The following is a 26,872-nucleotide window of genomic DNA, read 5'->3' as shown; positions in this document are numbered from 1 at the left end:
GCTCAGGCGGTGCATGCCTCCGTAGCTCAGGGGATAGAGCGCCGGTTTCCGGTACCGTAGGCCGCAGGTTCGATTCCTGCCGGGGGCACAGACGAAACCGCTGGGTGACCAGCGGTTTCTCTCATTTTCTGCCGATGATCGGCTGCCAACGGCGCCGGCATCTGTCACGCTGTCGACGAGATGATCACGACACACGTACGCCATGTCCTCTTCGATGCCGACGGCGTCCTCCAGCATCTCCCCGGAGGGTGGTACGCCGCGGCGGAGCCGTTCCTCGGCGAGAGCTCGGAGACGTTCCTCCATGCCGCCTGGGCGTTGGAGAGGCCGCTGCTCACCGGTGGTGAGGTCGACTTCCTCGCAGCGCTTGAGGGACTGCTCGTCGAGCACGGGGCGTCTGCTTCCGTCGCGGAGGTCTACGCCGCCGTGTGGGGCACGGTCGAGACGGTCGCGGCGACGGTCGAGGTCGTACGCCGAACGCGGTCCGCCGGCTATGGCGTGCACCTCGGCACGAACCAGGCTCCACATCGACGCCACTTCATGCGCTCCACACTCGGCTACGACGACCTCTTCGACGTGAGCTGCTACTCCTTCGACCTCGGCGTGGCCAAGCCCGACCCGACCTTCTTCCACCGCGCAGCCGACCGCATCGGAGCCGAGTCGGGCGAGATCCTGTTGGTCGACGACAGCGCCACAAACGTCGAGGCCGCGCGATCGGCAGGTATGTCAGCGATCCACTGGACCTTCGACGTCGGCGACGAGCTCGCAGGATCGGGCACTGCAGCGCTGGTCGAGCACACCGGGCACGCGGCCCTCATCGACCAGCTGGCCGCCCACGGGGTACGTCTCTGATCCGACTCTGCACATCGAGGATCGGCTCGACAACAAGGACTGCAGCGACAGCAAGTACAGCAGCGACCGTCATCCCGGCTTCGCCGGCTCTGACGACAGCGACGATCGCAGCCGCGGACACGACGTATGGGCGCAGGAACGTGCATGGGCCGAGGATGATCGCGGAGGCGAGGTATTTCAGTTCCCAGCGGACGATTCCGCAGGCCCCCAGCGCGAGCAGCACGATGGCCGCGAACGGGGCGATGACCAGCAGGAACAGGTCGGCGGACGAGACGTACGCCTCGAGGTCCTGCCCCACGATCAGGTCGATCGCGAGGACGGCGACGGCCGGCAACGACAGCCATCGGAACAGGCGAACCCCACGGCGCATGCCCACGCGGTCCTCGTGGGTGTGGCCGACCAGCCCGCTGCGACTCCTGCGCGGAGCGGAAGCCGCTGAAGGCGGCGTCGAGAAAGCCGAGCAGCACCAGGATCATCAGACTCATCGAGGCACGCCCACGAGTGGGCGGAGCACGTCGAGCGCCCTCGGATGCCAGCGCGACCCTTCGCGCACCTCGACCGCATAACCCGGTGCGCCTCGGCCCGCGGCCGCCAGCAGCGTCTCGGCCGGATGCGCCCGGCGTGCCGACAGCACGCCGTCGTGCCGGGAGACGGCCTCGCGCATCCGCGCTTGGTGAAAGAGCCAGGCGCCCAAGGTCGACCACAGGCACGGGGCGATGTCCCAGTGTGCGAACGCCGCGACCTCCCGCCGCGCCTGGGATGCGAAGAAGCCGGCCAAGTCCTCGGGGGCCAGGTGGTGCATCAACCCGCTGGAGACCACGATCGTCCGAGCTCCATCCTCGACCGCGAGGCCCGGCTCGAAGGCGTCCCCCGCGGTGAACCGGCACCTCAGCGACTCGGCCGCAGCCAGCCGCGCCGCCTCGTCGACGAGCACCGAGTTGAGGTCCACCCCGAGCAACTCGACATGAGGCGGCAGGTCGCCATGAGCGGCGATCGCCCGCAGCACATGCCCGAGACCACAACCGACATCGATCACCCGCACCGGCGCATCACCAGCAGGCAGCAACGTACGCACCAACGACGCGACCCGCCGCCCCAGCTGAAGCTCCTCCCCCAACCGCTGCAGCTCGCGATGGATCCGCAGCCCGAGCGCGTTCGCCGCCTCCGCGTCGAGCACACCGTCCCGCGCAGGCGGCCGCTCCACGATCCGCGCCGCCCGCACCTGCCCTCTCGACCGCAGCAGGCCCACCGCCTCCGCCCGTGAGACCGGATCGCCCGAGCCCGACCAGAGCAGGTCGGTGATCTCCAACGGTCCGCTACGCATGAGGGAAGTCAACAGGACCGGGCGTCAGGAGTCGGCTTCAGTCCGCAGAATCCCGCCATGGCGGGATTCTGCGGGGAGTTAGGGCCAGACCACCCGGCACTTTCCCGCCATGGCGGGATTCTGCCCGTTCAACGCTCAGAGCCCTTCGGCGAGGGTGTGGGCGACGAGGGCGTTGGCGTGACCGTGCCCGAGGGCGTACTCAGCCTTCAGGTACGCCACGAGCTCCATGTGCTTGGCGAGCCCGCTGGCGCGGACGATCTGCTTCCACTCCTCGATCGGGCGGCCGTACTTCTTCTCGATGGACGGGAAGTAGGCGGCGGGGCCCTTCACCTGGTCGGTCATCTCTGGTCTCCTTGGGCAAAGCGTGGCGACGATCGCCACTCGCCTATGCATCGAGCACAGCATGACCGCTTCGACACGGACCACGACAGAAGTTCGGGAGATCCACGTGACCAGCTATCCCCCAGCCCCTTGGCACATGCACGGATCGATGTGGCTCTCGGTCTACCGGCTCGCGCGCGATGTCGACGAACGGCACCCGAAGGGCATCTACGCCGTCGCGCTGGTCGACTACACCGAGCCGAGCCCCCTGACCTATCACGAGCTCCTGTCCGCGCGAGTGATCACCGCCGCCAACGGGAAGAAGGCGGTCAGCGTGGTCGACATCTGGGTGGACTCCCCCGACTCCGTCGCGGGCGGGAGGACCCTTTGGGCGATCCCGAAGGGGCTGGCCAAGTTCAGCGGCGAGTCGTCCGCCAAGGGGCCGCTGGCGACCCACACCTGGGAAGCGAGCCTGGACGACGGCCCGATCGCGACGGCACGGTTCAGCGATGTCACCCAGCTCGCCCCGCGCGCCCCCATGCGGGGCAGCGTGGAGCAGCCCGGCATCGAGGAGCACCCCGACACCGCCTGGCTCACCATGAAGGGCGGCGCCAAGCTCTTGCCCGCGCGCGGCAGCTGGACCTTCGACCCCGACGGTCCGCTCGCCTACCTCCGCGACGCCACGAAGATCGCGTCGTTCCGCGGCAAGGGTTTCGACATCGCCTTCGGCTGAGCCCGTATCGGGGCGCTGTGCCGCGAAACGACTGGGTCTCGACCCGCTTCGCGGGTTCGCAGGCTCACCCGCTGCGCTCGCTCGACCTCCTCGCGTAGCGCCGCCGCTCGTTCCTCGCGGTGGCGCAGGCTCGGACTTCGGCTGGTCCTTCAACGACTACGGCGGGATGTACGCCGGGATCGTCAGCCCCGACGGCAAGGACGAGAGCGGCGGGATGTACCCGTCCGAGACGCCCGTCGCGCCGCTCCCGCTGATCCGTACGTCCGACCTGGAGGCCGCGGTCGCGGCCGTCGAGAAGGCCGGCGGCACCATCGCCGAGCCGCCCTACGACTACCCCGGCGGGCGCCGTTTCATCTTCACCGACCCGGCCGGAAATCGCCTCGGCGTCTACCAGCCAACTGAATAGCCTCTATATCTAAGGCTCGACCGGATTACAGGGGCCGCCCTAGACTCCCACCGCATGACCGACGCTACGCCGGCTCTGCTCGCGTATCTCTCCCGGTGGCTCGATGAGTCCCAGGGTGATCGTGACGCGGAAGCCGTTCTCTGGGGGAGAGTCGCGAAGGTGAGCGAAGAGGCAGGCGAGGCCATCGCCGCACTCATCGGAGCCACCGGCCAGAACCCTCGTAAGGGCATCACCCACACCTACGACGACGTCGTCGACGAGCTCCTCGATGTCGCGGTCACCGCGATGACCGCCGTCGAGCACATGACCGGCAACGAGGCGAGGTCGCTCGACCTCTTCCACGCGAAGGTCGGGGCCGTCGCGGAGCGCGCCGGCGCACCGACCTAGTCAGGACTTCCGCTTCGCGGCCTTCCGCTGCGCACGGAGGCGGCGCTCCTCGGCGTACATCGCCTCGGCCTCCTCCAGCGTGGGGGCCGAGCCGCCGTACGCCTTCGGCAGCCACCACGAGCCCGGGGGCTGCTCCTCGGCAGGGTGAGCCTTGATGAGCCGGTCGAGCATGGACTCCATCTGCGACTTGAGCGCCGCGGTCTCGGCCGCCGGGTCCTCGCCGGTCACCGGCAGCGGCGATCCGACCTCGATGCCGATCGTCTTGTGGCGCGAAACGTCGACCTTCTGACCCTTGGTCATGATCCGCTGGGTGCCCCACAGCACGACCGGGATCAGCGGGACCCCGGCGTCGGCGGCGATGCGTACGGTGCCGGTCTTGAGCTCCTTGATGAGGAACGAGCGCGACAGGGTCGCCTCGGGGAAGATCCCGACGACCTCACCGTCCTGGAGGTACTCGACGGCCTTCTTCATGCCCGCCGCGCCGTAGCTGCGGTCGATCGGGATGTGGTGGAACGAGCGCATCACCGGGCCGCCGACGGGGTGGTCGAAGACCTCCTTCTTGGCGATGAACCGGGTCAGCCGTCCCTGTTCCGCCCCGGGGAAACCGGCCATCACGTAGTCGACGAAGGAGAGGTGGTTGACCGCCAGCAGGGCACCGCCCGACCTGGGGATGTTCTCCGCCCCGGTCATGTTGATCTTGATGTCGCCGAGCTTGAACCAGGCGCGCGCCGCGGCGATCGTGACCGGATAGCTGATGTCCATGGGCGAATCGTGTCACGTCGGCGCCGACGCCGCCCGACCCGCCTCGTCCCCGAGACAGACCCGCAGGGTCAGCCGCGGCAGCCGCGGTTGAGCCGGCCGTCCCGTCGCGCGTCGCGACCCATCGCCTTGGCCGCGCCGACGTTGGGGAAGACGACGCTGGCGGCGCCGGCGTTGCCGATCCCGCCGGGAACCACGCAGGTGCGGATCTTGCCCGGGTTGATCGCGGCGACCGCGTTGGCGAGCTGGTAGAGGTCGCGGCCGGAGAGGCCGGTGGTGTGCATCTTCCTCATCACCGACGAGACGCCCTTGGCCATGAACCCGACGTCGTGCTGCTGGGCGACGATCTTGCGGTGGATGGCACGGATGATCCGGGACTGGTTGGCCGAGCGGTCGAAGTCGCCGCCGGGCAGCGTCTTGCGGGCCCGCGCGAAGTCGACCGAGTGCGGTCCGTTGATGTGGATCCGGCCCTTCTTGAAGCCATAGGGCGCGACGTACGGATCGCTGAAGGCGCGCGGGTTGTCGACGTCGACGCCGCCGACCCCGATCACCATGTCGCTCATGCCGGAGAAGGAGGTGACGAAGACGTACTGCGGCTGGACACCGACCAGGTTGCCGACGGCGCGGCCCATCAGCTTCGGTCCGCCGACCAGCAGCGCCTCGTTGATCTTTGAGCGGCCGTGGCCGGGAATGTTGACGTAGGAGTCGCGCGGGATGCTGATGTCGGTCGCGTAGCCGGAGGTCGGGTTGAACCCGATCAGGTGCAGCGCGTCGCCCCGGGTGCGGGTGACCTTCTGGCCGGGGCGGGCGTCCGAGCCGACGGCGAGAACCCAGATCGTGCCGCCCTTGCGGGTGAACTTGGCGACGTCGAGGCCCTTGGCCCACTTGGTGGCGATCAGCTCCGCGCGCGGCTCGGCGACCTGCGCGTCGGGCACCATGACCGCGGTCAGCGCGAGCACCACACCCAGCGCGAGCGTGGTCAGGAGGCGGCGACGTACGGAACCGAGGAATCTGAGGAGCTTCACGACTTGTCTCCCGACGGGCTCGGCGACGCTGAGGTCGACGCCGGGGTCGCCAGCTTCTCCTCACGAGTGATGTTGAAGCCGAAGACGGCCCAGGAGGTCTCGGTCGGCACCATGTCGAGGCTGCCGCGGACGGTCTGGCGCGACTCGCGGTCCCCGGCGGTGTCATAGACCAGCCGCACTCGCGCGACCGCCCCGACCGGGTAGTTGTTGTTGGCCAGCAGGTCGACGGTCACGTCGCTGGAGACCACCTTGATCCCGGAGATGTGCGGGGCGATCGTGGCGTTGCTCATCAGTGTCATCTGCTTGCCGGCCTGAGCGATCGCGCCCTTGGAGAATCCCGGGAGGGACTTGGCGGTGAAGGTCGAGGTCGCCCGCGGATAGTCGCCCCCGACGTACGCAGCCTGCAACCATCGATCGACGGCCTTGGCCACGTTCGTGGCCGCCGCCTGGTGCCTGTTCTTGGGGAACTTGCCCTGCACGTGGACGAGCTTCGCGGCCGACTTCACCGTGGGCGGCGGGGTCGGGGACGGCGAGGGCGAGGACGCCGACTTCTGGGGCTCTCCGCCGCAGCCGGTGAGCGCCAGCATGCCGCTCAGAACCGCCGCCGTGAGTGCGGTTGCGACGCGTCGGCCTACCGGCCGGCATCGCCTCGTACTGCTGCTCGCCATGTGGGGAATCCACCTCATCGACCTGCTCTGGGACCGGGCCACTGTACGCACACTGACCCGGGTTGCAAGCCCGGCCTGCGGATAACGCAAGATGTGGGACGGATTACATCCTGTCCACAGGTGGAACCTGCCGCAGGCATTTGCGTGTCCGTGGGGCTAGCCTTGGCCTTGGGCAACCCATTCTTACTGTGAAAAATTCGGAAGAGGCGAATCAAGCCGTGTCCTCAGGCACCCCGTCCCCCAACACTGCCGACATCCCCGCGGAATTCGGCGCCAACGAGTGGCTGGTCGAGGAGATGTACGACCAGTACGCGAAGGATCCCAGCAGTGTTGACCCCGTGTGGGTGAAGTTCTTCGAGACGAACGGAAAGCCCGGCGCGTCGCAGAACGGTGCCTCGGCACCTGCTGCGCCCGCTGCCAAGGCGCCCGTCTCCCCCGCGCCGGCCGCGCCGGCGCCTACGACCCCGGCCTCCCCCGAGGCGCCGGCGGCCAAGTCGGCTCCCGCTCCGAAGGCCAAGCCGCGCCCCGCCGCCCAGGCAGCCGAGCCGGCACAGGGCACGGTGACGCCCACGCCGAAGGACGCGCCGAAGCCGACCGCCGTCGCCGTGGGCGACGAGCCGACCTACACCACGCTGCGTGGCATCGGTGCCGCCACGGCCAAGAACATGGACGTGTCGCTGACCGTCCCCACCGCGACCTCGGTGCGCAACATGCCGGTCAAGCTGCTCTGGGACAACCGCACCGTCATCAACAACCACCTCAAGCGCGCCCGCGGCGGCAAGGTCTCCTTCACCCACCTCATCGGCTACGCCATCATCAAGGCGATCAAGGCGATGCCGGCGATGAACAACACCTTCGAGCAGCATGACGGCAAGCCGACGATGGTGACCCCGCCGCACATCAACCTCGGTCTCGCCATCGACCAGCAGAAGAAGGACGGCACCCGCCAGCTCGTCGCGCCCTCGATCAAGGGCTGCGAGCTGATGGACTTCGCCGGCTTCTGGACGGCCTACGAGGAGATCGTCCGCAAGGCCAAGGACAACAAGCTGTCCATGGCCGACTACTCCGGCACCACGGTGAGCCTGACCAACGTCGGCGGCATCGGCACCAACAACTCGGTGCCGCGGCTGATGCAGGGCCAGGCCGCGATCATCGGCGTCGGCTCGATGGACTACCCGCCCGAGTTCCAGGGCGCCTCCAACTCCGCGCTCGCCAAGAACGGCGTCTCGCGGATCATGACGATGACCTCGACGTACGACCACCGGGTCATCCAGGGCGCGCAGTCGGGTGAGTTCCTGGCAACGGTGCACAAGCTCCTGCTCGGCCAGGACGGCTTCTACGACGAGATCTTCGCCTCGCTGCGGATCCCGTACGAGCCGATCCGCTGGAACCAGGACATCGACACCACCCACGACGACCAGATCTCCAAGCAGGTCAAGGTCGGCGAGATCATCCACGCCCACCGCGTGCGTGGTCACATGATGGCCGACACCGACCCGCTGGAGTACAAGCAGCGCAGCCACCCGGACCTGCAGATCGAGTCGCACGGGCTGACCCTGTGGGACCTCGACCGCGAGTTCCCGGTCGGCTCGTTCGCCGGCGGCCGCAAGCCGTTCATGAAGCTGCGCGAGATCCTCGGCGTCCTGCGCGACTCCTACGTGCGCACGACCGGCATCGAGTACATGCACATCCAGGACCCCGAGCAGCGCCAGTGGATCCAGGACCGGGTCGAGATGGCGTACGACAAGACGCCGCGCCAGGAGCAGCTGCGGATCCTGTCCAAGCTCAACGAGGCCGAGGCCTTCGAGACCTTCCTGCAGACCAAGTTCGTCGGCCAGAAGCGCTTCTCCCTCGAGGGTGGCGAGACCGCGATCCCGGTCATCGACGAGGTCTGCGAGGCCGCTGCGGAGGCCGGTCTGGACGAGGTCACGATCGGGATGGCCCACCGTGGCCGCCTCAACGTGCTCGCCAACATCGTCGGCAAGTCCTACAACCAGATCTTCCGCGAGTTCGAGGGCAACATCGACCCGCGTACGGTCCAGGGCTCGGGCGACGTGAAGTATCACCTCGGCGCCGAGGGCGAGTTCCTCTCCGACCTGGGCGACAAGATCAAGGTCTCGGTCGCCGCGAACCCGTCCCACCTGGAGACCGTCGACCCGGTCCTGGAGGGCATCGCCCGCGCCAAGCAGGACGTGCTCGACAAGGGCTCGGCCTTCTTCCCGGTGCTGCCGCTGCTGGTCCACGGAGACGCGGCGTTCGCCGGCCAGGGCGTGGTCGCCGAGACGCTCAACCTCTCCCAGCTGCGTGGCTACCGCACCGGTGGAACCGTCCACCTGGTCATCAACAACCAGGTCGGGTTCACCACCTCGCCGGGCTCCTCGCGCTCCTCCCTCTACGCGACCGACGTCGCGCGGATGGTCCAGGCGCCGATCTTCCACGTGAACGGTGACGACCCGGAGGCCTGTGTCCGCGTCGCGCGGCTCGCCTTCGAATACCGCCAGGCGTTCAACAAGGACGTCGTCATCGACCTCATCTGCTACCGCCGCCGCGGTCACAACGAGGGCGACGACCCCTCGTTCACCCAGCCGATGATGTACGACCTGATCGAGCAGAAGCGCTCGGTCCGCAAGCTCTACACCGAGTCGCTGATCGGCCGTGGTGACATCACGATCGAGGAGGCCGAGCAGGTGCTGGCTGCCTACCAGGCCCGCCTGGAGCAGGTCTTCACCGAGGTCCGCGAGGCCGACAAGATGCCGCAGGCCTGGGAGACCGTCCCGGACTACCCGGAGAAGCCCGCCGGCGAGACGGTCACCGCGATCACGACCGATGTGCTGAAGCGGATCGCGGATGCGTACGTCACCCCGCCGGACGGCTTCACGGTCCACTCGAAGGTGATGCCGCAGCTGCAGCGCCGGGCGAACCAGATCGCCAACGGCGGCATCGACTGGGCCACCGGCGAGATGGTCGCCTTCGGGTCGCTGCTGCTCGACGGGCGTCCGGTGCGTCTGGCCGGTCAGGACTCGCGCCGCGGCACCTTCGTGCAGCGGTTCGCGACCATGATCGACCGCAAGAACGCCGATGAGTGGACTCCGCTGAACAACCTCACCGAGGAGCAGGCGAAGTTCTACGTCTACGACTCGCTGCTCTCGGAGTATGCCGCCCTCGGGTTCGAGTACGGCTACTCGGTGGCCCGCCCCGACTCGCTGGTGGTCTGGGAGGCTCAGTTCGGCGACTTCGTCAACGGCGCCCAGTCGGTCATCGACGAATACATCTCGGCCGGCATGACCAAGTGGGGTCAGCACTCCGGCGTCGCGCTGCTGCTGCCGCACGGCTACGAGGGCCAGGGCGCCGACCACTCCTCGGCGCGCATCGAGCGGTTCCTCACGCTGTGCGCGGACGAGGCGATGGTCGTGGCTCAGCCCTCCTCGCCGGCGTCCTACTTCCACCTGCTCCGCAAGCACACCCTCGGTGAGGAGCACCGTCCGCTGATCGTCTTCACGCCGAAGTCGATGCTGCGCCGCAAGGAGGCCGCCTCCCAGCCGGCCGAGTTCACCTCGGGCTCCTTCGAGCCGGTGATCGCCGACACCGAGTCAGACCCCTCGAAGGTCAACACGGTGCTGGTCGTCTCCGGGCGGCTCACCTGGGACCTCACCGTGGAGCGCAAGAAGCGGGAGCGCGAGGACGTCGCGATCATCCGCGTCGAGCAGCTCTACCCGTGGCCGACCGCGGAGCTGGCGACCGAGCTCGCGAAGTACCCCAACGCGCGCGTGAAGTGGGTCCAGGACGAGCCCTACAACCAGGGCCCGTGGCCGAGCTACTACCTCAACGTGGTCCCGGAGCTGGACCGCGAGGTAGAGCCGATCACCCGCACCGCCTCCTCCACCACCGCCGTCGGCACCATCAAGCGGCACACGGTCGAGCAGAAGGAGCTCATCGAGCGCGCCTTCGCCTGACCCGCACGCTCCAAGAAGGCCCCTCGGTGGTGACACCGAGGGGCCTTCGTACGTCCGGAGCCACCCATGTCACCGCGAGTGCGTTTTCTGGACACGTATGTATCAATCAACCCGAGACTTGACGTTCACCCCCTAGACACAAGCGAACACTCCTGTATAGATTCCTCGTGACGTAGGTCACGAGAGGTCGTGGACACCGACCCCACCTACCGATCTGCACATCGGAAGGGAGAGCAGATGTCGAGTGAGCACGCTGTGGTCGTAACAGGGTCGACCGGCGGTCTGGGCGCCGCGGCAGTGGAGCGCTTCGCCGCAGCCGGATATCGAGTCTTCGGACTCGACCGAGCAGCATCAGCGGCCGTCGCGAGGCCGGGCGTGCAGCAGCTCGACGTCGACGTCTGCTCCGACGCCGACGTGCGCGACGCCTTCGCCGAGATCTCGGCCGGCGTCGAGGTGGTCGGGCTCGTGCACTGCGCCGGCATCGCGGCCTTCGGCCCGAAGAACCCCGGCCACCTGATCTCGCCGGAGAGCGGCGACCTGATCGACAATCTGACGACCATCGAGCGCACGTTGCGCACCAACCTGCTCGGCAGTTTCACCGTCGTTCGGCACGCGGCTGCCGCGATGGCTCAGCGCACGCCGGACGAGGACGGCGCCCGCGGCTTCGTCGTGCTCACCTCCTCCGGCGCTGCCCTCGACGGCAAGGCCGGGCAGTCGGCCTATTCGGCGTCCAAGTCCGGCGTGATCGGCATGACGCTTCCACTGGCTCGAGAGCTCGGCAGGTTCGGCATCCGGGTCGTCACCATCGCCCCAGGCCTCTTCGACACCCCGATCCTGGACGACACCCCGCCACTGCCGCGGCACGTGCCGTTCCCCGCTCGCATGGGTGAGCCTCACGAGTTCGCCGCACTGGCGCACCACATCGCCGAGAACTCCTACATCAACGGTGAGGTGATCCGAATCGACGGCGGGATCCGCGGCGGTTTCGAGTCGCCGATCCCCTTCATCAAGTGACCACCACCGCCATACGGTCCGCGCCTCGGGGCACGGAGGAATCCTTCTCACGAATCGGAAGGCACGAACCATGTTGAGAGTCGTACGCGTCCTGGAATGGATCTGTTCCGGCATCGCTGCGTTGGGCCTGTTGGCCATGATCGTCGTGACGGTCGTCAACGCCTTGGGCCGCACGTGGCTGGGCTCGCCGATCTACGCCGCCACCGAAGTGACGGCACAGTGGCTGCTCCCCTTGGTCGTTCTCCTGGCCATCCCAGGTGCCCAGGTCCACAAGGAGCACTACACCGTCTCGATCATCACGGAGCGGCTCAATCGAAGCTCCCTCGCGCTGACCAAGGCCGTCGGGTACGCAGGCAGTGCCACCGTCTGCTGCGTAGTCGCCTGGTTCGGCTACCTGGAGGCGCTCGAGAAGGCCGAGCAGGGTGCGACCGCGGGGATCACCACGCTTCCCGTCTACCCGTTCTACTTCCTGGTGCCCATCGGCTTCGCCCTTGCTGCCGTGGTCTTCGCCCTCGACGCGGTGCTGGCCTTCAGGAACCCCAACGCCGATCTCAACACCGGAACGGGCGTCTCGGTGCACGACGACGCCGAGACCCAGACAGCGAGGTAGGGCCGACATGTCCAACGTCTCCATCACCAACCGCGACACCATCGAGACCGACCTCTCGACAAGCACCACCGAGCAGGAGTCGCCCGGATCGCGCGGGCTCCCGATCGGTTTCATGATCTCCCTCGTGCTCACCGTGGCCACCGGCATCGGGCTGTTCACCAGCGTGAGCGACATCGCCTCGGGGCTGTGGACCATCGGGCTGATGTTGTCCCTGATGTTCATGGGAATCCCGATCGGCGTCTCGATGATCCTGGCCAGCGCGCTCGGCATCTACTACGTCAGCGGCAGCCTGGCCCTGGGCAACGTCATGCAGACCACGGCGTTCGCCGCGTCCTCGTCATGGTCGATGACGGTGATCCCCCTCTTCATCTTCATGGGCCTCCTGCTCACCCAGGGTGGTCTCACCCAGCGGCTCTATCGAGCCACCGAGCTGTGGTTCGGCTGGCTCCCGGGCGGTCTCGGCGTCGGCACGACCGCGGCCGGGGCCGGCCTGGCGTCGGTGAGCGGCTCGACGATCGGGATGACCTATGCCCTCGGCCGTGCCGGGATCCCCGAGATGCTCCGTGCCGGGTACGACCGCCGGATCGCGGTCGGCACCGTCATCGTCGCGGGCCTTCCCGGCCAGCTGATCCCGCCGAGCATCCTGCTGGTGGTCTACGCGGGGATCGCCTCGGTCCCGGTCGGACCGCAGCTGATGGCCGGTGTCCTTCCCGGGATCGGGATCGCGGTCTTCTACGCCGCCGCGCTCTGCCTTGTCGGGATCCTCCTCCCGAAGCTCGTCGGCAGGAACAAGAGCACCGAGGTCGCCTCCGCGAGCTGGTCGAGCCGATTCCGCGCACTGGCCGCCATCTGGTCGTTCCCCGTCATCATGCTCGTGCTCTTCGGTGGCATGTTCAGCGGCACCTTCACCCCCAGCGAGGCCGCAGCCGCCTCCGCCGGACTCGCGCTGATCCTGGCCGTGGGCTACACCTGGCGTGACCGTCCGCACGTACAGATCGCCTCCGCCGTCATGAACTCCGTCCGAGCCACGGCCGCGATCTTCTTCATCCTCATCGGCGCGCACATGCTGACCCGGATGCTCGCCGTGACCGGCATCGCCGAGAACGTCGCGGAGCTCATCATCGACCTCGGCCTGGGCAAGGTCGCCTTCCTCTGCGTCCTCATCGTCCTGTACGTCCTGATGGGGATGTTCTTCGACACCCTGGCCATGGTTCTGCTGACCGTCCCGGTGCTCCTGCCGACCTTGGCCGCGATGAACGTCGACCCGCTGTGGTTCGGTGTCTTCGTCGTCCTCCTCGGGGAGATCGGCATGATCACACCTCCGGTAGGTGTCCTCTCCTACGTCGTCTACAACCTGTGCAAGCGACGTGATGTGAACCTCGGGACCAAGATCAGTCTCGGCGACGTCTTCCAGTCGCTGCTCTGGTTCCTGCCGCTGGCGATCCTCTTCCTGTTCCTGCTGATCCTCTGGCCGGACCTCGCGCTCTGGCTGCCCGGAGTCTCGGACGCCTGACCCCGGAGGTGCCTTGGCCATCGCGCCGAGGCACCTCTATGTCTCTTTCAGATCAACCGCTGACACCAGGAGATCACCCCATGCCTCTGGAGACGAGAAACATCGCGGCCGGCCGCGTCCAGGACAAGGTCGCGCTCGTGACCGGTGCCGCTTCGGGCATCGGGCTGGCGAGCGCACGAGCCCTCGCCGAGCAGGGAGCCCGTGTGGTCATCGCCGACGTGGCCGACGAAGCGGGCCTGGCTCAGGCAGAGGCGCTGGGAGCCGAGATCTCCCGATTCGTGCATCTGGACGTGAGCGATCCCGGCTCGTGGCGCAACGCGGTGGCCGAGACGCTTGACGCCTTCGGAAAGCTGGACGTCTTGGTCAACAACGCCGGCATCGGCGGCCGTGGCGGAGTCGCCGACATCGATCCCGCCACCTGGCGAGCGGTGATGGCCGTCAACCTCGACGGCGTGTTCTACGGGATGAGCGCGGCCCTTCCCGCGCTGCGCGCCAACGAGACCGCCTCCATCGTCAACATCTCCTCGATCGCCGGGTTGACCGGCTTCAAGGGCTCTGCCGCCTACAGCGCCTCGAAGTGGGGGGTGCACGGCCTGACGAAGACCGCGGCGCTCGAGCTCGGCGGAGAGGGCGTACGCGTCAACTCGATCCATCCCGGCAGCATCGCCACCCCGATGACCGCGGACCTCAGCCGTGGGATCGGTCAGATCCCCGCCGGTCGGACCGGGCTTCCCGAGGAGGTGGCCAGCGTGGTGGTCCACCTCGCCTCTGACGAGTCTCGGTTCACCAACGGCGCCTCGATCGCGGTCGACGGCGGCGAGACGGCAGGAAACAACATCCGCGGGCTGATCTAGTGTCCCGCACCTCAATTCCGCACCATAAGTCGCACGCTGCGCACGCACCTCGCTGCGTTGGCATCGCTCGGAAGACACCCGGTATGTCGCGACGCCGCCTTGCGATGCACGCACGCATCGCACGACTTATGGCACGGACCCTCGGCGCGGGACACTAGTGATCCACCAGATCAGCCCGGCGTCGCCATCTGGCCGACGCCCATGAGCGTGCTGTGCACTCCGATGTTGCTGGCGATCGTGATCACGTCGACAACCTGGTCCGGCGTCGCCCCGTACTCGATCGCCTTCGCGACATGGGTCCGGATGCCCGCGGTGAACAGGTGGGTGGTCACGACGTCGATCGCGACGTAGACGAGCTCCTTGAACCACTCGTCGAGCACGCCGTCGACCCAGGGGATGCGAGAGAGACCGAGGTACGCCTCGAAGTACTCGGGCGAGTAGGCGAGCACCGTGTCCCAGCCTGGTGACCAGTACTTCCGCTCGCGGATGAAGGCGTCCTTCAGCTCCCGCCGCCGAGCGTCGACGCCCTCCCCCGCCGCGACGTCGGTGGCGACGCCCAGCTCCTCGAAGACCTCGTGCGCGAGCGGGAGACCGACGAGCATCGAGTGCACACCGAGCGAGGCCGCGAGCTGCAGGGTCTCGACCACCTCGGCCTCGGTCGCTCCGAGGTGGCGCGCCTGAGCCAGATGGTGGCGGGTGTGGACGGGGTTGAGGTAGGTGACCTGGGCGTTGACGGCGACGCAGATGAGCTCGCGGTGACGCGCGGAGAGAGAGCCGCGACGGGCCACCACCCGGAGCAGCTGGTCGTAGGCATCGAGGTAGCGCGGATCGGCCAAGGCCAGCGCGTCGAGCTCCTCGTTCCAGTAGCAGTGCTCTTCGATGAAGGCGCTCCGAGCGCTCTCCTGCGTCACCGCCTGGCTCGGCACCGTTCAGCCCTTCTTGTAGACCAGCTGCTTGTTGACGAATTCGTCCATGGCCAGCGGTCCGAGCTCGCGGCCGACGCCGGAGCGCTTCACGCCGCCGAACGGCAAGAACTCCCGGGATGCTTCCGGGGTGTTCAGGTAGACCATGCCGGCCTCGAGCTTCGAGCCCACCTGCTCGGCCCGCTCGTGGTCGGTCGCGAAGACCGCCGAGCCCAGACCGAAGGGCGTGTCGTTTGCCAGGGCCACGGCCTCCTCGTCGCTGGAGACCCGGAACAGCATGAAGGCCGGCCCGAAGAGCTCATCGTGGTAGCCGGCCGTCCCCGGCCTCACTCCTTCGAAGACCACCGGCTGGACGTACGCTCCTGACGTCTCATAGCGCTCGCCGCCGACGAGAACGGTCGCACCGTCGCTCTTCACCGCCTCCACCTGCTCCAGGAACCGGTCTCTCGCCGCGGTCGACGACAGCGGCGAGAGCTGCGAGAGCTCCGAGGTGGGGTCGGCGGGCGTCGCTGCCCGGACCAGCTCGGTCAGCTCGGCGGTGAACTCGTCGTACGCGTCGTCCATGACGATCATCCGCTTCGGGCTGTTGCACGCCTGCCCGTTGTTGCCCATCCGGGCCCCGAAGAAGAGCTTCGCCGACTGCTTCACGTCCTCACTGTCGAGCAGGATGTATGGGTCTGAGCCGCCCAGCTCGAGCACGACCTTCTTCAGGTGCCGGCCGGCGACCTCGGCGACCGCAGACCCGGCCCGCTCCGACCCGGTCACCGACACCCCGTGGTTCAGCCGCGACGGAAGCAGGATCTCGGCGACCTGCTCGTTCGTGGCGTACAGGTTGATGTAGGCGTCGTCAGGGACCCCGGACTCGTGGAAGATCTCGGCCATGACGGCCGAGGACCTCGGATCCTGCGGAGCGTGCTTGAGGATGATGGTGTTGCCCAGCGCCAGGTTCGGCGCAGCGAACCTCGCGACCTGGTAGTACGGAAAGTTCCACGGCATGATGCCCAGGATCGAGCCGACCGGCTTGCGGCGGATGTGGGCCGTGTCCTGGCCGGTGGTGCCGCGCAGGGGCTCATCGTCCAGGAACGCCTCGGCATTGTCGGCGTAGTAGCGGTAGATCAGCTCGGAGAGCTTGATCTCCCCCGCCGCCTCGGCCACCTTCTTCCCCATCTCCACGTGAATGATCTCCGCCAGCTCGTCCACGCGGGCTGCGTAGGCGTCGGCGACACGAGTCAGGATCTCTGCGCGCGCGGGGACCGGCGTGGCCGCCCACGGCCCGAAGGCGCGATGGTTGCGCTGCAGCGCGTCCACGACCTGATCGTCGGTGGCGACGGGGAACTCCTCGACCACCTCGCCGGTCGCAGGGTTGACGATCCGATACTCAGACATGGAGCTCTCCTCAATACATGGGGTCATTGAATCGTGTGGCAGCCGGCGGCAGCCGACCTGAGGACCGCGCGTTCGGGTCCGCTTGCGGTTCGCTCAGCGAGAGATCACCGGGGCGGTCTCGTCCAGACCGATGCCCTGCACCCAGAACCGGGTCAGCAGATCGACCATCTCCTCGCTGGGCCGCCGCTCGCGCCAACCCAGCTCGGTGTGGGCGAAGTTGGTCATCATCGCGATGATGACCAGCCCGGCCTCGGCGGGGTCGACCGTGGAGTCGGCGATCCCCCGAGCCTGCTGCCGGCGGATCCCCTTTGCGATCCGCCGGGCGAAGCTGTCCCGGATGATCAGCCTGATGTCACGGAAGGACGGGTCGGTGTTGGCGACCTGCTCGATCACCATGGAGAGGCCACGGCCACGCCAGTACGAGTCGAGGAACCTGCGTACCGACTCCTCGATCCGGTCGCGCACCAGGGGGACATCCACCTCGGAGACGGCGGTGCCTCTCAGCCTGGAATCGAGCGACTCTTCTATCACGGCCGCGAAGATCGCCTTCTTGCTCTTGAAGTGGGCATAGAAGGTCCCTCGAGAGACGTCGGCCTCCTGCAGGATGTCCTCGACCGAGCAGCTCAGGTAGCCCAGCCGGATGAACGCCTCCGTCGCCGCCTTCAGCAGATGCTGACGCGTGCGCACGCCTCGCACGTTCTTGGGCGTCGGGGCGGCGCCCACACCGCTCCACACGCTCAGCGCTCGCGTGATGTCCTCGATATCGGCGTCAACCGCCTCGGGGAACCTCACCGGAGACTGTCTCCTCAACTCACTCGTAGGCGTGGCAGACGTGGTCACGGCCGGCACGTCACTATACGAGGCCCAGCGTCGGACCAGGGCAGGAATCGCCCGCTCGTCATGATTTCCTCAGCTCCTCGGCTTCCTCGGCACTCATCCCGAGGAACTTACCGAGCACCTCGGTCTGATGCTGGCCGACGCTCGGCGACGGTGTGATGGGTGCGGTGCCGACATCCGGAGAGACCCGCAGCGGGTTGCCGACGGTCGGCACGCGGCCGTTCTTGGGGTGGTCGACGTGGCGGATCATCCCGCGTTCGATCAGGTGCGGATCGTTGTCGACCTCACGTAGATGCTTGACCGGCGCGCACGGCACGCGCTCCGCCTCCAGCCGTTTCGTGAGCTCGTCACGGGTGAACATGGCGGTCACCTCGCCGATGGCCGCATCGAGCGCGTCCATGTTGTCGGCACGCAGATGCCGGTCGCGGAACCTGGCGTCCTCCAGAAGTTCCTCCAGCCCCAGCGCCCGGCACACGCCGGCCCAGTGCTCCTCGGAGGAGCTGATGATCGCCAGCCAGCCGTCGGCGGCCGGGTAGACGTTGTAGGGAGCGATCGACAGAGCTGAGTGCCGGTTGCCGGTGCGCTCCGGGAACACCTGATCCGGGTAGTTGTAGAGGGCGCTCAGCGCCGAGGTGAGCATCGGGTACATGGTGTCGTGCATCGACACCTCCACGTGCCGACCACGACCGGTCCGCTCGCGGTCGAACAGGGCCGCCATCGCGGCGCCGAACAGGTGGATGCCTCCCGACAGGTCGGTGACGGCCGGCCCTGTCTTCACCGGCGGCCCGTCGGCGAACCCGCTCGTGGCGATGGTCCCGGACATCGCCTGCACCGTGAGGTCCATGGCGGGCAGCCCGGCGTACGGACCGAAGGAGCCGTAGCCGCTTCCCGAGGCGACGATCAGGCGCGGGTTGCGCTCGAGGAGGACGTCCGGGCCCAGGCCCATCCGGCCCAGCGCACCCGGTGAGTAGTTCTCGATCAGGACGTCGGCCTCATCGACGAGCCCCAGGAAGGCCTCGCGTCCAGCCGCGCTCTTGAGGTTGAGCGCGACGCTCTTCTTGTTGGAGTTCAGCATGATGAACTCCTGCGGGTCGGAGTCGTCCCGTGATCGGGCGCGCAGCCGCTCACCGGTGAGCGGCTCGACCTTGACCACCTCGGCGCCGAGATGGGCGAACATCAGCCCGCAGTACGGCCCGTTGTAGATGTGGGCGAGCTCGATGACCAACAGGTCCTGGAACGATGACAGCGTCGGTGAGGTCGGCTGGTTCACAGCTTCCTCCCGGCTCGCTGCAGGTCGGCCGTGCACGACTCGGCCGTCCGGGTCAGCTTGTCCGCGACCGCCAGGACATCGGCGCCGCGGACCGCCGCCTTCGAGCCCCAGACCGTCAGGGAGAAGGCGCAGGCGCCGTCGGCGTCGAAGACGGGTGCGGTCATGGAGTGGAACTCGTACTCCTCCTCGCGCTCGATCTTCGCGGTGTTGAAGGAGAGGCCGGCCTCGGCGATGACACGATTCAGACGTCGCCGCTGCTCGGGGGCCTCGGTCTCGTTTGCCGCCAGCGAGGCCACCTCGATCGCCTTCCCGGCCTCGTGGCCGAACCCGAACGCATAGCCCGAGTCACGTACTCGCTGGAGCACCTCGGCGAACGTCTCCCGGTCGGCTCCACCGGCCTCCTCGTGGACGTTCCTGAGCCACTCCGACTCCGCCTCCGGGCCCCCGAAAGCAGCGAACACTCCTCCGATCGGGGGCATGAACGGCACTCGGCGGCCGATCCGGGGCACCCGCACCGAGCGGTTGGAACCGCCCGCCGACGCCACCGTGAGGAGGTCCTCATCGACCCGGCACATCGCGGTGACCTCGAGGGAGAGATGACTGGAGAGACGCTCGATGTGCGGACGGAGGCAGTCGAGCTCGGCCAGTCGCTTCCCGGAGATGCCTGCCTCGACCGCCATCGAACCCGGCCGGAACGAACCGTAGCCGCCTCGGAAGAAGAGCAGCGGCAAGGTCGACGGCACGCTCTCCAGCGAGAGCACCCGGCCGACCACGATGTCGTGGTCACCACCGTCGTAGATGTTCTCGGTCTCACAGTCGAGGAAGGCGATCCTGTCGGACAGCTTCGGTGTGCCGTGCTCCGTGGGAGACCAGTCGAAACCCTCCAGCTTGTCCTTCTTTCGCCTTGCCACGGCGCGGCAGACATCCTCCTGGGTGTTGCAGAGGATGTTCACCCCGAAGCGTTTCCCGCTCTGCCGGATCGCGTCCCAGGACGAGGAGGTCTTGCTCGGCAGGAAGCCCACCAGCGGCGGGTCCAGCGAGACCGAGACGAAGGTCCCCACGGTCATCGCGAGCGCCTCGCCCTCCTCGCCGGCGGCGGTGATCACCACCACGCCGGTCGGGAACGAACCCAGCACCTGCCGGAACGTGTTCGTGTCGAAGTCGTGCATTGTGCTTGTCCTCTCAGCGGCAGGAGCCGTGCAGAATTCTGGCCGGGTTGCGCTGCATCATCTGGTCGATGTCGTCGTCGCCGACCCCGCTGGCGCGGAGGTCGGTGACGACTCGCGGCATGACCGCTCGCGCGTCCCACAACGGGAGATGCTCCCGTCGGTGCTCATCGGGAAAGTTCATGCTGAACACAGAGGAGTCCGTGGCGATCACCATGCGGTCGGCGTAGCCGAGCCGGCACATGTCCACGACCGTCCGGACGCGCGCCTCGTAAGGGAGCCTCGACTCCAGCCCGAAGCGATCCATGCCGAGCACCGCACCGCGGTCCGCCATCCGGCGCAGGCGGTCGATCTCATCGGTGTCGCCACAGTGCCCGACGACCACACCGCTCAGGTCGATCCCGCGTGACTCGAGGTAGTCCAGCTGTGCCGGGCCGGTCTCGTTGCCGGGATCGGAGTGCGTGAAGATCGGCGCACCCGTCTCCAGGTGGGCGTCGGCGACGGCCTGCATGATGTTCATGACGCCGTCGGTCATCCCGTACTTGTCGGCAGAGCACTTCAGCACCGCGGCACGCACACCGGTCCCGCCGATTCCGTCCCGGATGTCCCTGACGAACATCTCGGCCAACGGGTCGGGGCCGTCGAAGAGACGCCCCGGTCCGTTGAGCTGAGCGAAGACGGGTGCCTCGTGGTAGGTGTACCAGCCGGTGGCCACCAGGATGTTGAGGTCCACCTGCTCGGCGATCCTCCGCAGCACCGGTACGTTGCGCCCCGTCCCCATGACGGAGAGATCCACGAAGGTGTCGATGCCGGTCTTCCCGACCTCCCCGAGGACGGCGACGGCGCGTCGGACCATCTCGTCCTGGGGGAACATCTCCGGGTAGTTGACCATCAGCTCGGCGTTGAGCACGAAGACGTGCTCGTGCATCAGCACTCGTCCGAGCTCGTTCGGGCTCACCGAGCCGGTCAGCGTCGGAATCATCGATCTCCTCGTCAGCACGTCGGCGTCACTCAGGTCGTTCGGGGAGGAACGTCTCCTCGAAGAGACGGTCCGCGAACTTCTGCAGATACGCACGGTCGTTGAAGTCCGCCGACCCCTGGTACCACGTGCTGAAGTCCTCGAAGCCACCATCGTCGGTGTAACCGAGCTCCTTCGCCGTCTTGGTCCACGTGCTGATGCTCTCGGCGACATCGGCGTTGAGCGCCTTGCCGTCCAGGACCTCGGAGCCGGCGACCTCGTCGAGGAGGTCCTCCTTCGACTCTGTCAGCGCCGCCTCGCTCTCGGCGTCGAGGTACTGCAGGGTGCCGCCGTTCTTCGCCGTGACCTCGGCGGTGTCGGTGATCGACTGCAGGGAGCCGTACAGCTCTGCCGAGAGGTACTCGCGCAGGCGGTCCCACATCAGCTGCTGGGCGACCAGCGGCAGCTCGCTCCACTTCGCCCCGGCGACGAGGCTTCCGGCGCCGGGGGCGAATCCCTGCTCACGCGGGAAGTAGACGTGCGGCGCGACCTCGAGCCAGCCGACCGAGGTCGCGGTCGCCGGCGCCTGGAGGGAGCAGTCCAGGACGCCGCGCTGGAAGGCCTCGTACCCCTCGGCGAGCTGGACCGAGGAGATGGTGCCGCCCAGGGCTGCGACCTGGGTCTCGTGGGCCCGGGCGTTGCCGCGGATCTGTGCCTTGGCGAAGTCCTTCAGCGAGTCACGCTCCGAGCGGCAGGTCAGCTCCGTGACGCCGAACGAGCTCGCCGGCGCCAGCAGGGTCATGCCGCGGCTCTCGAACTCCTCCCTGACCTCCGGGGTGTCGAATGCCATGTCCTGGTAGGCCGCGTTGATGACCAGCCCACCGATCAGCGGCGTGCTCGGCACCTGCGAGAGCGAGTTGCTCAGCTCGACGTAGGCTTGCATCTTGTCGGGCTCGTAGGTCGTGTAATAGTGCGCGAGGTCCAGGCGTCCGTCGACGAGCGCGTCCGGGGTCTCGGTGGGCTCGGCGATCGAGCCGGCGTAGTGGATCTTGACCTTGATCTTGCCGTCCGACCACTCTTCGAGCGACTTGGCGAACTCCACGTCACGCATGCTCGAGTAGGCGTCCGGGTTCGCCGAGGCGACCTGGAAGTCGAGCTCGATCGGCTCCACGTCCGCGAAGGCCTTCTGGTAGTCGGCCTTGGACGCGCCGGCCGGCACGCTCGCGCCGCCGGCGTTGTCCGCGCCTTCCCGGTCGGCCTTGGAACATCCCGAGATCGTCACCGTCGTGAGCACGGCGAGTGCCGCCGCGGCGACCTTCTTCCTGCGTGTGGTGCGAAGTCTCATGCTGATTCTCCTCTGCAGCTGTTGCCCGTCTCGTGCTCAGGCCTGGGTGAAATGTTTGATCGCTCCCTTGAACCCGAGTTCGTGCATCTGTGCCTTGACCTCGTCGATCGACTCCGCGGTGTGGGAGATGGCGTCCCACTCCGCGCCTGCCCGGAGGGCTTCGGTGAAGCCCTGCCGGTCGAAGACACGGTTGAGGGCAGTCTTCTTGAGATACAGGAGGTCGAGCGGGGTCTTCCCCACCCGACGGGCCATCCGGGCGGCGGAGGCCTCGACCTCACCGGTGGGTACGCTCTGGTTGGCCCAGCCGAGGTCGGCCGCCTCGACACCTGTCATGGAGTTGCCGGCGATGTAGGAGAGCTCCTTCGCCTTCCGCATGCCGATGTGCCAGAGCGACACCGGGCTCAGCAGCCCGCCGCCGAGGGGGATCGACGGCCATCCGACGTTGGCGTCCTCGGCGACGATGACCAGGTCGCAGCAGGCGACCAGCATGGTCGCGCCGCCCAGGCAGTGTCCCTCGACCGCCGCGATGAGCGGCTTCGGGAACTTCCAGATCTGCTCCCAGAGGTCGATCTTGGACTGCAGCTTGCGCCAGTCCTGGTACGCGGTCGGGGCGGTGTAGCCGGCCACCACGTCGTAGCCGGCGCTGAAGTTGCCGCCGCTACCGCGGATGATCACCGCGGAGATGGCGTCGTCGTCGGCCAGCGAGTCCAGCGCGCCGAAGAGGTCGCCCAGCAGCTCGTTGTTGAGAGCGTTCAGCTTCTCTGGACGGTCGAGCGTGACGACGGCGAAGCGGTCTTCCTCGACGCGGTCCACATGTACGAGGCTCACAGTCATTCTCCCTGGAATCGGATGGTCGTCTTGGCCTTGAAGGCTTCGACGGCGTTCTTGTGGTCGAGGGTCGTCGAGGTCACTGCCGCGGCGAACGACTCGAACTCCCAGCTCTGCGCGAAGGTGAGATCTGCCGCGGCATGGACAGCCTTGCGGGTCGCGAACAGTGCGGCGGTGGGGCCTTCGGCCAGTCGCTGGGCGAACTGATGCGTACGCTCCTCGAACTGCTCGGCGGCGTACTCCCGAGCGGCGATGCCGAGGTCGACGGCCGTGCTGGCGTCGATGACCTCGCCGGTCATGGCGTAGAACATCGCCCGGCGGGTGCCGAGCTGCTGGGCCAGGAGGTAGGAGACGGAGCTGTCCGGGGCGAGCCCGCGCTTGATGAACCCGCACTGGAAGCGGGCACCGGACTCGGCGAGGATCATGTCGGCACCCATGGCCAGCCCGAAGCCGGCACCCACCGCGTGCCCTCTGACCGCCGCGATTGTGGGCACCCGGACACCCCGGAACAGCTCGACCAGCTCGCGGCCGAGAGCGAGCCGGACTGCGCCTCTGGCAGGGGTCCGCTTGCCCATCCGCTTGACGTCGCCGCCGGCGCAGAAGTTGCCGCCTGCGCCGCTCAGCACCACGCACCGGACCTCGTCGTCCTCGTTCACGTCCAGCAGCGCCGTACGCAGGTCCTCGCGCACGTCGGGGCTCAACGCGTTCATCGCCTCAGGCCGGTTCAGCGTCAGGTACGCGACGCCGTCGCGGAGCTGTCGGTCCACGAACTTCAAGGGGGTCGGAGTGCTCACAGCGCCAGGTCTCCGCTCAGCAGTCGCTTGGCGATCGTGCGCCGCTGGATCTCGGAGGTCCCGTCCGGGATCCGCAGCATCCGGGCATACCGATAGCCGGCCTCCAGGCCGAGCTCGTTGGTGAGGCCCAGGCCGCCGTGGATCTGGATGGCCTCGTCGAGCACCTTGCCCACCATCTCCGTGCAGCGGGCCTTGACGATCGAGGTCTCCTTGACCGAAGCCTTCCCGGCATCGACCATCTCCGCGGTACGCAGGACCGCGGAATGGCACAGGTAGATCTCCATCGCCATCTCGGCGAGCTTGGCCTGGACCATCTGGTGGTCGCCGATCTTGCGACCGAAGGTACGTCGGGTGTTCGCGTACTCGACCGACATGTCCAGGGCCCACCTGGCCAGGCCGATGCAGGTGGCCGACATCGTCAGCCGGCCTCTGCTGATGCCGCCCAGGGCGAGCTTCAGCGCGGCCCCCCGCTCCCCCACGATCTGGCGGGAGGAGACGCGGAGGTCGGTGAGAGAGATGATCGTGGCGTTCGAGCCGCGAGCGCCCATCATCGGGATGCCGGCGTCGACGGAGAAACCCTCGGTCCCGGTGTCCACGAAGAAGCAGGTGATCCCACCGCGCCGCTCCTTGACCGCCTCGGGGTCGGTCACCGCGAAGACGAAGGCGTGGGCGGCGTGGGCGGCGTTCGAGATCCACTGCTTCTGCCCGTTGATCACCCAGCCGTCCTCGACCTGAGTAGCCCGCGTACGCAGGTTGAAGACGTCCGAGCCCGCGTCGGGCTCCGAGAGCGCGAAGCACAGGGTCGAGGTGCCGCGGCGGATGTCGTCGAGCCGCTCCGCCAGCACATCCTCGTCGAGCTTCAGCAGGAGCGGGCTGAGGCCGTTGGTGAACGGTGAGGGGATCACGGATTCGTGCACCAGGGTGCGCTCCGGCCCGTACCGGTGATGCATGGCCTCCTGCACCGCCACGATCCCGGTCGCGGACAGGTTCCCCCCACCGAGCTCCTCGGCACCGTAGAGCGAGTAGAAGCCGGCCTCGGCGGAGAGCTCGCGCACCTGGCGGCTCACCTCGAGGTACTCCGGCGACATCAGGCCCCGGTCGTCGAAGACCCTGGTCGGCTCGGAGAGCAGTTCCTGATGCTTCTCCTCCAGCGGTGCGACTGCTTTGTCGACGAAGCCGAACAGGGCGTCGATGATGTCCCTGTGCTCGGTCTCGAGGGTGTCGGATTGGCGAGTCATACGTTGTCCCATCTACGCGAACGTCGGACTCAGAAGGACGCGCCGCGCAGCTGCGGACGGACTTCTTCGGCGAACTTGGTCATCGAACGCAGCACCTGCTCCTGCGGCTGGCTACCGGCGTCGAACCAGCCCACCAGGCCACCGATCCCGGTCACCTTCTGGTAGTCCTCGAGCTGCTGGGCGACGTCGTCGGACGAGCCGAGCAGGATCGCGCCCTTGTCCACGTAGTCCTGGAAGCTGAGCTCGTTGAGGCCGAGGCCGACCTTGGCGCGGTTGCTGAGGATGCTCAGATACCACATCAGGCCCTGCTCGTACTCCTTCACCGCGGTCTCGCGATCGTCGGAGACGTGGATGGCCTTCAGCTGCGAGGATCGAGCGACGTTGGCGTCGATCTCGTCATAGCTGAAGCCGGCGTCACGGGCCTCTTCGCGGTAGATGTCGACCAGGCGAGCCATCTCCTCCCAGGTCGGCATCTGCCCGAGCACGAAGGCGAAGCCCTGCCGGGCGGCTGAGCGGAGGGAGGCCTCGGTCTGCGAGACCATCACGAAGACGGGCGGGTGCGGCTGCTGGAGCGGCCGCGGCATCAGTTGGATCTCCTCGGCCTGCTCGCCACGGCCAGGCACCGAGAAGTGCTTACCGTGGTACTTGATCTTGCCGGTGCGCCAGCCCTGCATGATGATCTCGAAGGTTTCCTGGTAACGCTCGTCCCGCTCGTCGGGGTCGATGTCGTAGGCCTGGAACTCGAGCAGGTCGTACGCCTTGCCGATACCGAAGTTGAGACGCCCGTCGCTGATGACGTCGAGCAGCGAGAAATCCTCGGCCAGCTTCAGCGGGTGGTTCATCGGCAGCCGAGTGACGCCGGTGCCCAGGCGGATGTTCTGGGTCGTGCCTGCGCACGCCGCGAGCAGCACCTGCGAGGAGGAGATGATCCCGTAGCGCCGGGCGTTGTGCTCGGCCACCCAGGCCTCCTCGAACCCCAGCTTGTCAGCGAGGTTGATCTGCTCGATCCCCTTGTGGACCGCCTCCCTCTCCGTGCTCCATTCCGGAACGTTGGTCAGGCAAAAGATTCCGAAGTGCAGGTCGCCCTGGCTCACCGATTCCTCCTCAGATCGCCATCGCCACCGACGGCATCCCTAGTAGCGATGTTTCTAGACATTGTTGTCTAGGTCACGGTGATATTGGAGCATGACGAGTCCCACATGTCTAGACCCTGTTGTTCAAATACTTTCGGCACCCACCCGTCCGCTCGACGTCGCGAGCACGCCACCTCGGCCGCTCGGGCGATCGCTCGCGAGCGGATGAAAGACTGGGCGCATGTACTTCACCGACCGCGGCATCGAGGAGCTGGACAACCGCCGGGGCGACGACGAGGTCACTCTCGCCTGGCTCGCCGAGCAGCTACAGTCCTTCGTCGACGTACACCCCGAGCACGAGACCGCCATCGAGCGTCTCGCAACCTGGCTCGCCCGCCTCGACGACCCCGAAGACTGATCGCCGAGAAGTCACCCCTGCAGGCCGAAGCGTCACCTCTGCAGGCCGAAGCGTCACCTCTGCAGGCCGAAGCGTCACCTCTGCAGGCCGAAGCGTCGGCGGAATCCAGCGGTCTAAGCAACATCCCTGATGAAGGAGTGTTGCGGTGGCTTATCCGGCAGAGGTGTGGTCGCGGTTCTTCGATCTGGCGTGTTCGGGTACGTCGCTGCTGCAGGCCGCG

Annotated in this window: 27 protein-coding genes and 1 tRNA gene; 11 read left to right on the top strand and 17 right to left on the bottom strand. The window is 67.5% G+C overall.

Annotated elements, in window-relative coordinates; translation table 11 throughout:
- The first annotated feature begins 15 nt into the window (after positions 1–15).
- Positions 16–88 (top strand) — tRNA-Arg (locus ACRDPS_RS24235).
- 92 nt (positions 89–180) lie between these two features.
- The gene (locus ACRDPS_RS24230; protein WP_431504233.1) at positions 181–849 is read left to right on the top strand and encodes an HAD family hydrolase; all 669 of its coding nucleotides are present in this window, start codon (positions 181–183) and stop codon (positions 847–849) included.
- Here ACRDPS_RS24230 and ACRDPS_RS24225 read toward each other — a convergent pair.
- From ACRDPS_RS24225 to ACRDPS_RS24215, 3 genes are all read right to left on the bottom strand, one after another.
- A complete protein-coding gene (locus ACRDPS_RS24225; protein WP_431504232.1) occupies positions 812–1,219 on the bottom strand; it encodes a hypothetical protein in 408 nt (135 codons plus the stop codon). The two genes, ACRDPS_RS24230 and ACRDPS_RS24225, sit on opposite strands and share 38 nt — an antisense overlap.
- A 111-nt stretch (positions 1,220–1,330) precedes the next feature.
- Complete coding sequence (locus tag ACRDPS_RS24220) at positions 1,331–2,173, bottom strand: class I SAM-dependent methyltransferase (RefSeq protein ID WP_431504231.1); 843 nt, start codon at positions 2,171–2,173, stop codon at positions 1,331–1,333.
- 135 nt (positions 2,174–2,308) lie between these two features.
- Complete coding sequence (locus ACRDPS_RS24215) at positions 2,309–2,515, bottom strand: DUF4287 domain-containing protein (RefSeq protein ID WP_431504230.1); 207 nt, start codon at positions 2,513–2,515, stop codon at positions 2,309–2,311.
- Positions 2,516–2,576: 61 nt separating this feature from the next.
- On the opposite strand from ACRDPS_RS24215, the gene ACRDPS_RS24210 reads away from it, so the two are divergent.
- The 3 genes from ACRDPS_RS24210 (at position 2,577) to ACRDPS_RS24200 (ending at position 4,020) form a co-directional block, all read left to right on the top strand.
- Positions 2,577–3,227 carry an acetoacetate decarboxylase family protein gene (locus ACRDPS_RS24210; RefSeq protein WP_431504229.1) on the top strand — a complete coding sequence of 217 codons (651 nt, stop codon included), beginning with the start codon at positions 2,577–2,579 and terminating at the stop codon, positions 3,225–3,227.
- 166 nt (positions 3,228–3,393) lie between these two features.
- Positions 3,394–3,633 (top strand): VOC family protein, encoded by a 240-nt coding sequence (locus ACRDPS_RS24205; protein WP_431504228.1) that lies wholly within the window; start codon positions 3,394–3,396, stop codon positions 3,631–3,633.
- Between the two features lie 54 nt (positions 3,634–3,687).
- Positions 3,688–4,020 carry a MazG-like family protein gene (locus tag ACRDPS_RS24200; RefSeq protein WP_431504227.1) on the top strand — a complete coding sequence of 111 codons (333 nt, stop codon included), beginning with the start codon at positions 3,688–3,690 and terminating at the stop codon, positions 4,018–4,020.
- Here ACRDPS_RS24200 and ACRDPS_RS24195 read toward each other — a convergent pair whose 3' ends face one another.
- The 3 genes from ACRDPS_RS24195 to ACRDPS_RS24185 all read right to left on the bottom strand — a co-directional run bounded on the left by ACRDPS_RS24195 (position 4,021) and on the right by ACRDPS_RS24185 (position 6,391).
- Positions 4,021–4,782 carry a lysophospholipid acyltransferase family protein gene (locus ACRDPS_RS24195; protein ID WP_431504226.1) on the bottom strand — a complete coding sequence of 254 codons (762 nt, stop codon included), beginning with the start codon at positions 4,780–4,782 and terminating at the stop codon, positions 4,021–4,023.
- Positions 4,783–4,850: 68 nt separating this feature from the next.
- On the bottom strand, positions 4,851–5,804 hold the full coding sequence (locus ACRDPS_RS24190) for an LCP family protein (RefSeq protein WP_431504225.1): 954 nt from the start codon (positions 5,802–5,804) through the stop codon (positions 4,851–4,853).
- Positions 5,801–6,391 carry a hypothetical protein gene (locus ACRDPS_RS24185; RefSeq protein ID WP_431504224.1) on the bottom strand — a complete coding sequence of 197 codons (591 nt, stop codon included), beginning with the start codon at positions 6,389–6,391 and terminating at the stop codon, positions 5,801–5,803. Before ACRDPS_RS24185 ends, ACRDPS_RS24190 begins: the two co-directional genes overlap by 4 nt.
- Before the next feature lie 299 nt (positions 6,392–6,690).
- Here ACRDPS_RS24185 and ACRDPS_RS24180 point away from each other — a divergent pair, with 299 nt between their 5' ends.
- The 5 genes from ACRDPS_RS24180 to ACRDPS_RS24160 all read left to right on the top strand — a co-directional run bounded on the left by ACRDPS_RS24180 (position 6,691) and on the right by ACRDPS_RS24160 (position 14,416).
- Complete coding sequence (locus tag ACRDPS_RS24180; RefSeq protein WP_431504223.1) at positions 6,691–10,425, top strand: multifunctional oxoglutarate decarboxylase/oxoglutarate dehydrogenase thiamine pyrophosphate-binding subunit/dihydrolipoyllysine-residue succinyltransferase subunit; 3,735 nt, start codon at positions 6,691–6,693, stop codon at positions 10,423–10,425.
- Positions 10,426–10,662: 237 nt separating this feature from the next.
- Positions 10,663–11,439, top strand: coding sequence for an SDR family NAD(P)-dependent oxidoreductase (locus tag ACRDPS_RS24175; protein ID WP_431504222.1), 777 nt, complete (start codon positions 10,663–10,665; stop codon positions 11,437–11,439).
- A 70-nt stretch (positions 11,440–11,509) separates the two neighbouring features.
- Positions 11,510–12,049, top strand: a complete 540-nt coding sequence (locus ACRDPS_RS24170) for a TRAP transporter small permease (protein ID WP_431504221.1) — start codon at positions 11,510–11,512, stop codon at positions 12,047–12,049.
- Positions 12,050–12,056: 7 nt separating this feature from the next.
- A complete protein-coding gene (locus ACRDPS_RS24165; RefSeq protein WP_431504220.1) occupies positions 12,057–13,562 on the top strand; it encodes a TRAP transporter large permease in 1,506 nt (501 codons plus the stop codon).
- Between the two features lie 80 nt (positions 13,563–13,642).
- Positions 13,643–14,416, top strand: a complete 774-nt coding sequence (locus ACRDPS_RS24160; protein WP_431504219.1) for an SDR family NAD(P)-dependent oxidoreductase — start codon at positions 13,643–13,645, stop codon at positions 14,414–14,416.
- A 170-nt stretch (positions 14,417–14,586) separates the two neighbouring features.
- Here ACRDPS_RS24160 and ACRDPS_RS24155 read toward each other — a convergent pair whose 3' ends face one another.
- From ACRDPS_RS24155 to ACRDPS_RS24105, 11 genes are all read right to left on the bottom strand, one after another.
- Complete coding sequence (locus tag ACRDPS_RS24155; protein ID WP_431504218.1) at positions 14,587–15,342, bottom strand: carboxymuconolactone decarboxylase family protein; 756 nt, start codon at positions 15,340–15,342, stop codon at positions 14,587–14,589.
- 3 nt (positions 15,343–15,345) lie between these two features.
- Complete coding sequence (locus ACRDPS_RS24150) at positions 15,346–16,725, bottom strand: NAD-dependent succinate-semialdehyde dehydrogenase (protein WP_431504217.1); 1,380 nt, start codon at positions 16,723–16,725, stop codon at positions 15,346–15,348.
- A gap of 93 nt (positions 16,726–16,818) precedes the next feature.
- On the bottom strand, positions 16,819–17,517 hold the full coding sequence (locus ACRDPS_RS24145; protein WP_431504216.1) for a TetR/AcrR family transcriptional regulator: 699 nt from the start codon (positions 17,515–17,517) through the stop codon (positions 16,819–16,821).
- A gap of 106 nt (positions 17,518–17,623) precedes the next feature.
- Complete coding sequence (locus ACRDPS_RS24140) at positions 17,624–18,832, bottom strand: CaiB/BaiF CoA transferase family protein (RefSeq protein WP_431504215.1); 1,209 nt, start codon at positions 18,830–18,832, stop codon at positions 17,624–17,626.
- Positions 18,829–20,001, bottom strand: coding sequence for a flavin reductase (locus ACRDPS_RS24135; RefSeq protein WP_431504214.1), 1,173 nt, complete (start codon positions 19,999–20,001; stop codon positions 18,829–18,831). The genes ACRDPS_RS24140 and ACRDPS_RS24135 overlap by 4 nt, the downstream gene beginning before the upstream one ends.
- 13 nt (positions 20,002–20,014) lie before the next feature.
- Positions 20,015–20,980, bottom strand: coding sequence for a phosphotriesterase family protein (locus ACRDPS_RS24130; protein WP_431504213.1), 966 nt, complete (start codon positions 20,978–20,980; stop codon positions 20,015–20,017).
- A gap of 25 nt (positions 20,981–21,005) precedes the next feature.
- Positions 21,006–22,301 (bottom strand): TRAP transporter substrate-binding protein DctP, encoded by a 1,296-nt coding sequence (dctP, locus tag ACRDPS_RS24125; RefSeq protein ID WP_431504212.1) that lies wholly within the window; start codon positions 22,299–22,301, stop codon positions 21,006–21,008.
- 36 nt (positions 22,302–22,337) lie between these two features.
- Complete coding sequence (locus tag ACRDPS_RS24120) at positions 22,338–23,129, bottom strand: enoyl-CoA hydratase/isomerase family protein (RefSeq protein WP_431504211.1); 792 nt, start codon at positions 23,127–23,129, stop codon at positions 22,338–22,340.
- 2 nt (positions 23,130–23,131) lie between these two features.
- Positions 23,132–23,923 (bottom strand): enoyl-CoA hydratase/isomerase family protein, encoded by a 792-nt coding sequence (locus tag ACRDPS_RS24115; protein ID WP_431504210.1) that lies wholly within the window; start codon positions 23,921–23,923, stop codon positions 23,132–23,134.
- Positions 23,920–25,161 carry an acyl-CoA dehydrogenase family protein gene (locus ACRDPS_RS24110; RefSeq protein ID WP_431504209.1) on the bottom strand — a complete coding sequence of 414 codons (1,242 nt, stop codon included), beginning with the start codon at positions 25,159–25,161 and terminating at the stop codon, positions 23,920–23,922. Before ACRDPS_RS24110 ends, ACRDPS_RS24115 begins: the two co-directional genes overlap by 4 nt.
- 29 nt (positions 25,162–25,190) lie before the next feature.
- Positions 25,191–26,255, bottom strand: a complete 1,065-nt coding sequence (locus ACRDPS_RS24105; protein WP_431504208.1) for an LLM class flavin-dependent oxidoreductase — start codon at positions 26,253–26,255, stop codon at positions 25,191–25,193.
- A gap of 220 nt (positions 26,256–26,475) precedes the next feature.
- Here ACRDPS_RS24105 and ACRDPS_RS24100 point away from each other — a divergent pair, with 220 nt between their 5' ends.
- Positions 26,476–26,652: a DUF6104 family protein gene (locus ACRDPS_RS24100; RefSeq protein WP_431504207.1), complete on the top strand. Its 177-nt coding sequence runs from the start codon at positions 26,476–26,478 to the stop codon at positions 26,650–26,652.
- Positions 26,653–26,872 lie beyond the last annotated feature (220 nt).

Origin of the sequence: Nocardioides sp. (assembly GCF_050699375.1) — a bacterium.
GTDB lineage: Bacteria > Actinomycetota > Actinomycetes > Propionibacteriales > Nocardioidaceae > Nocardioides.
The sequence above is the reverse complement of the archived record's forward strand: the minus strand, read 5'-3'. Positions and strand labels throughout refer to the sequence as shown.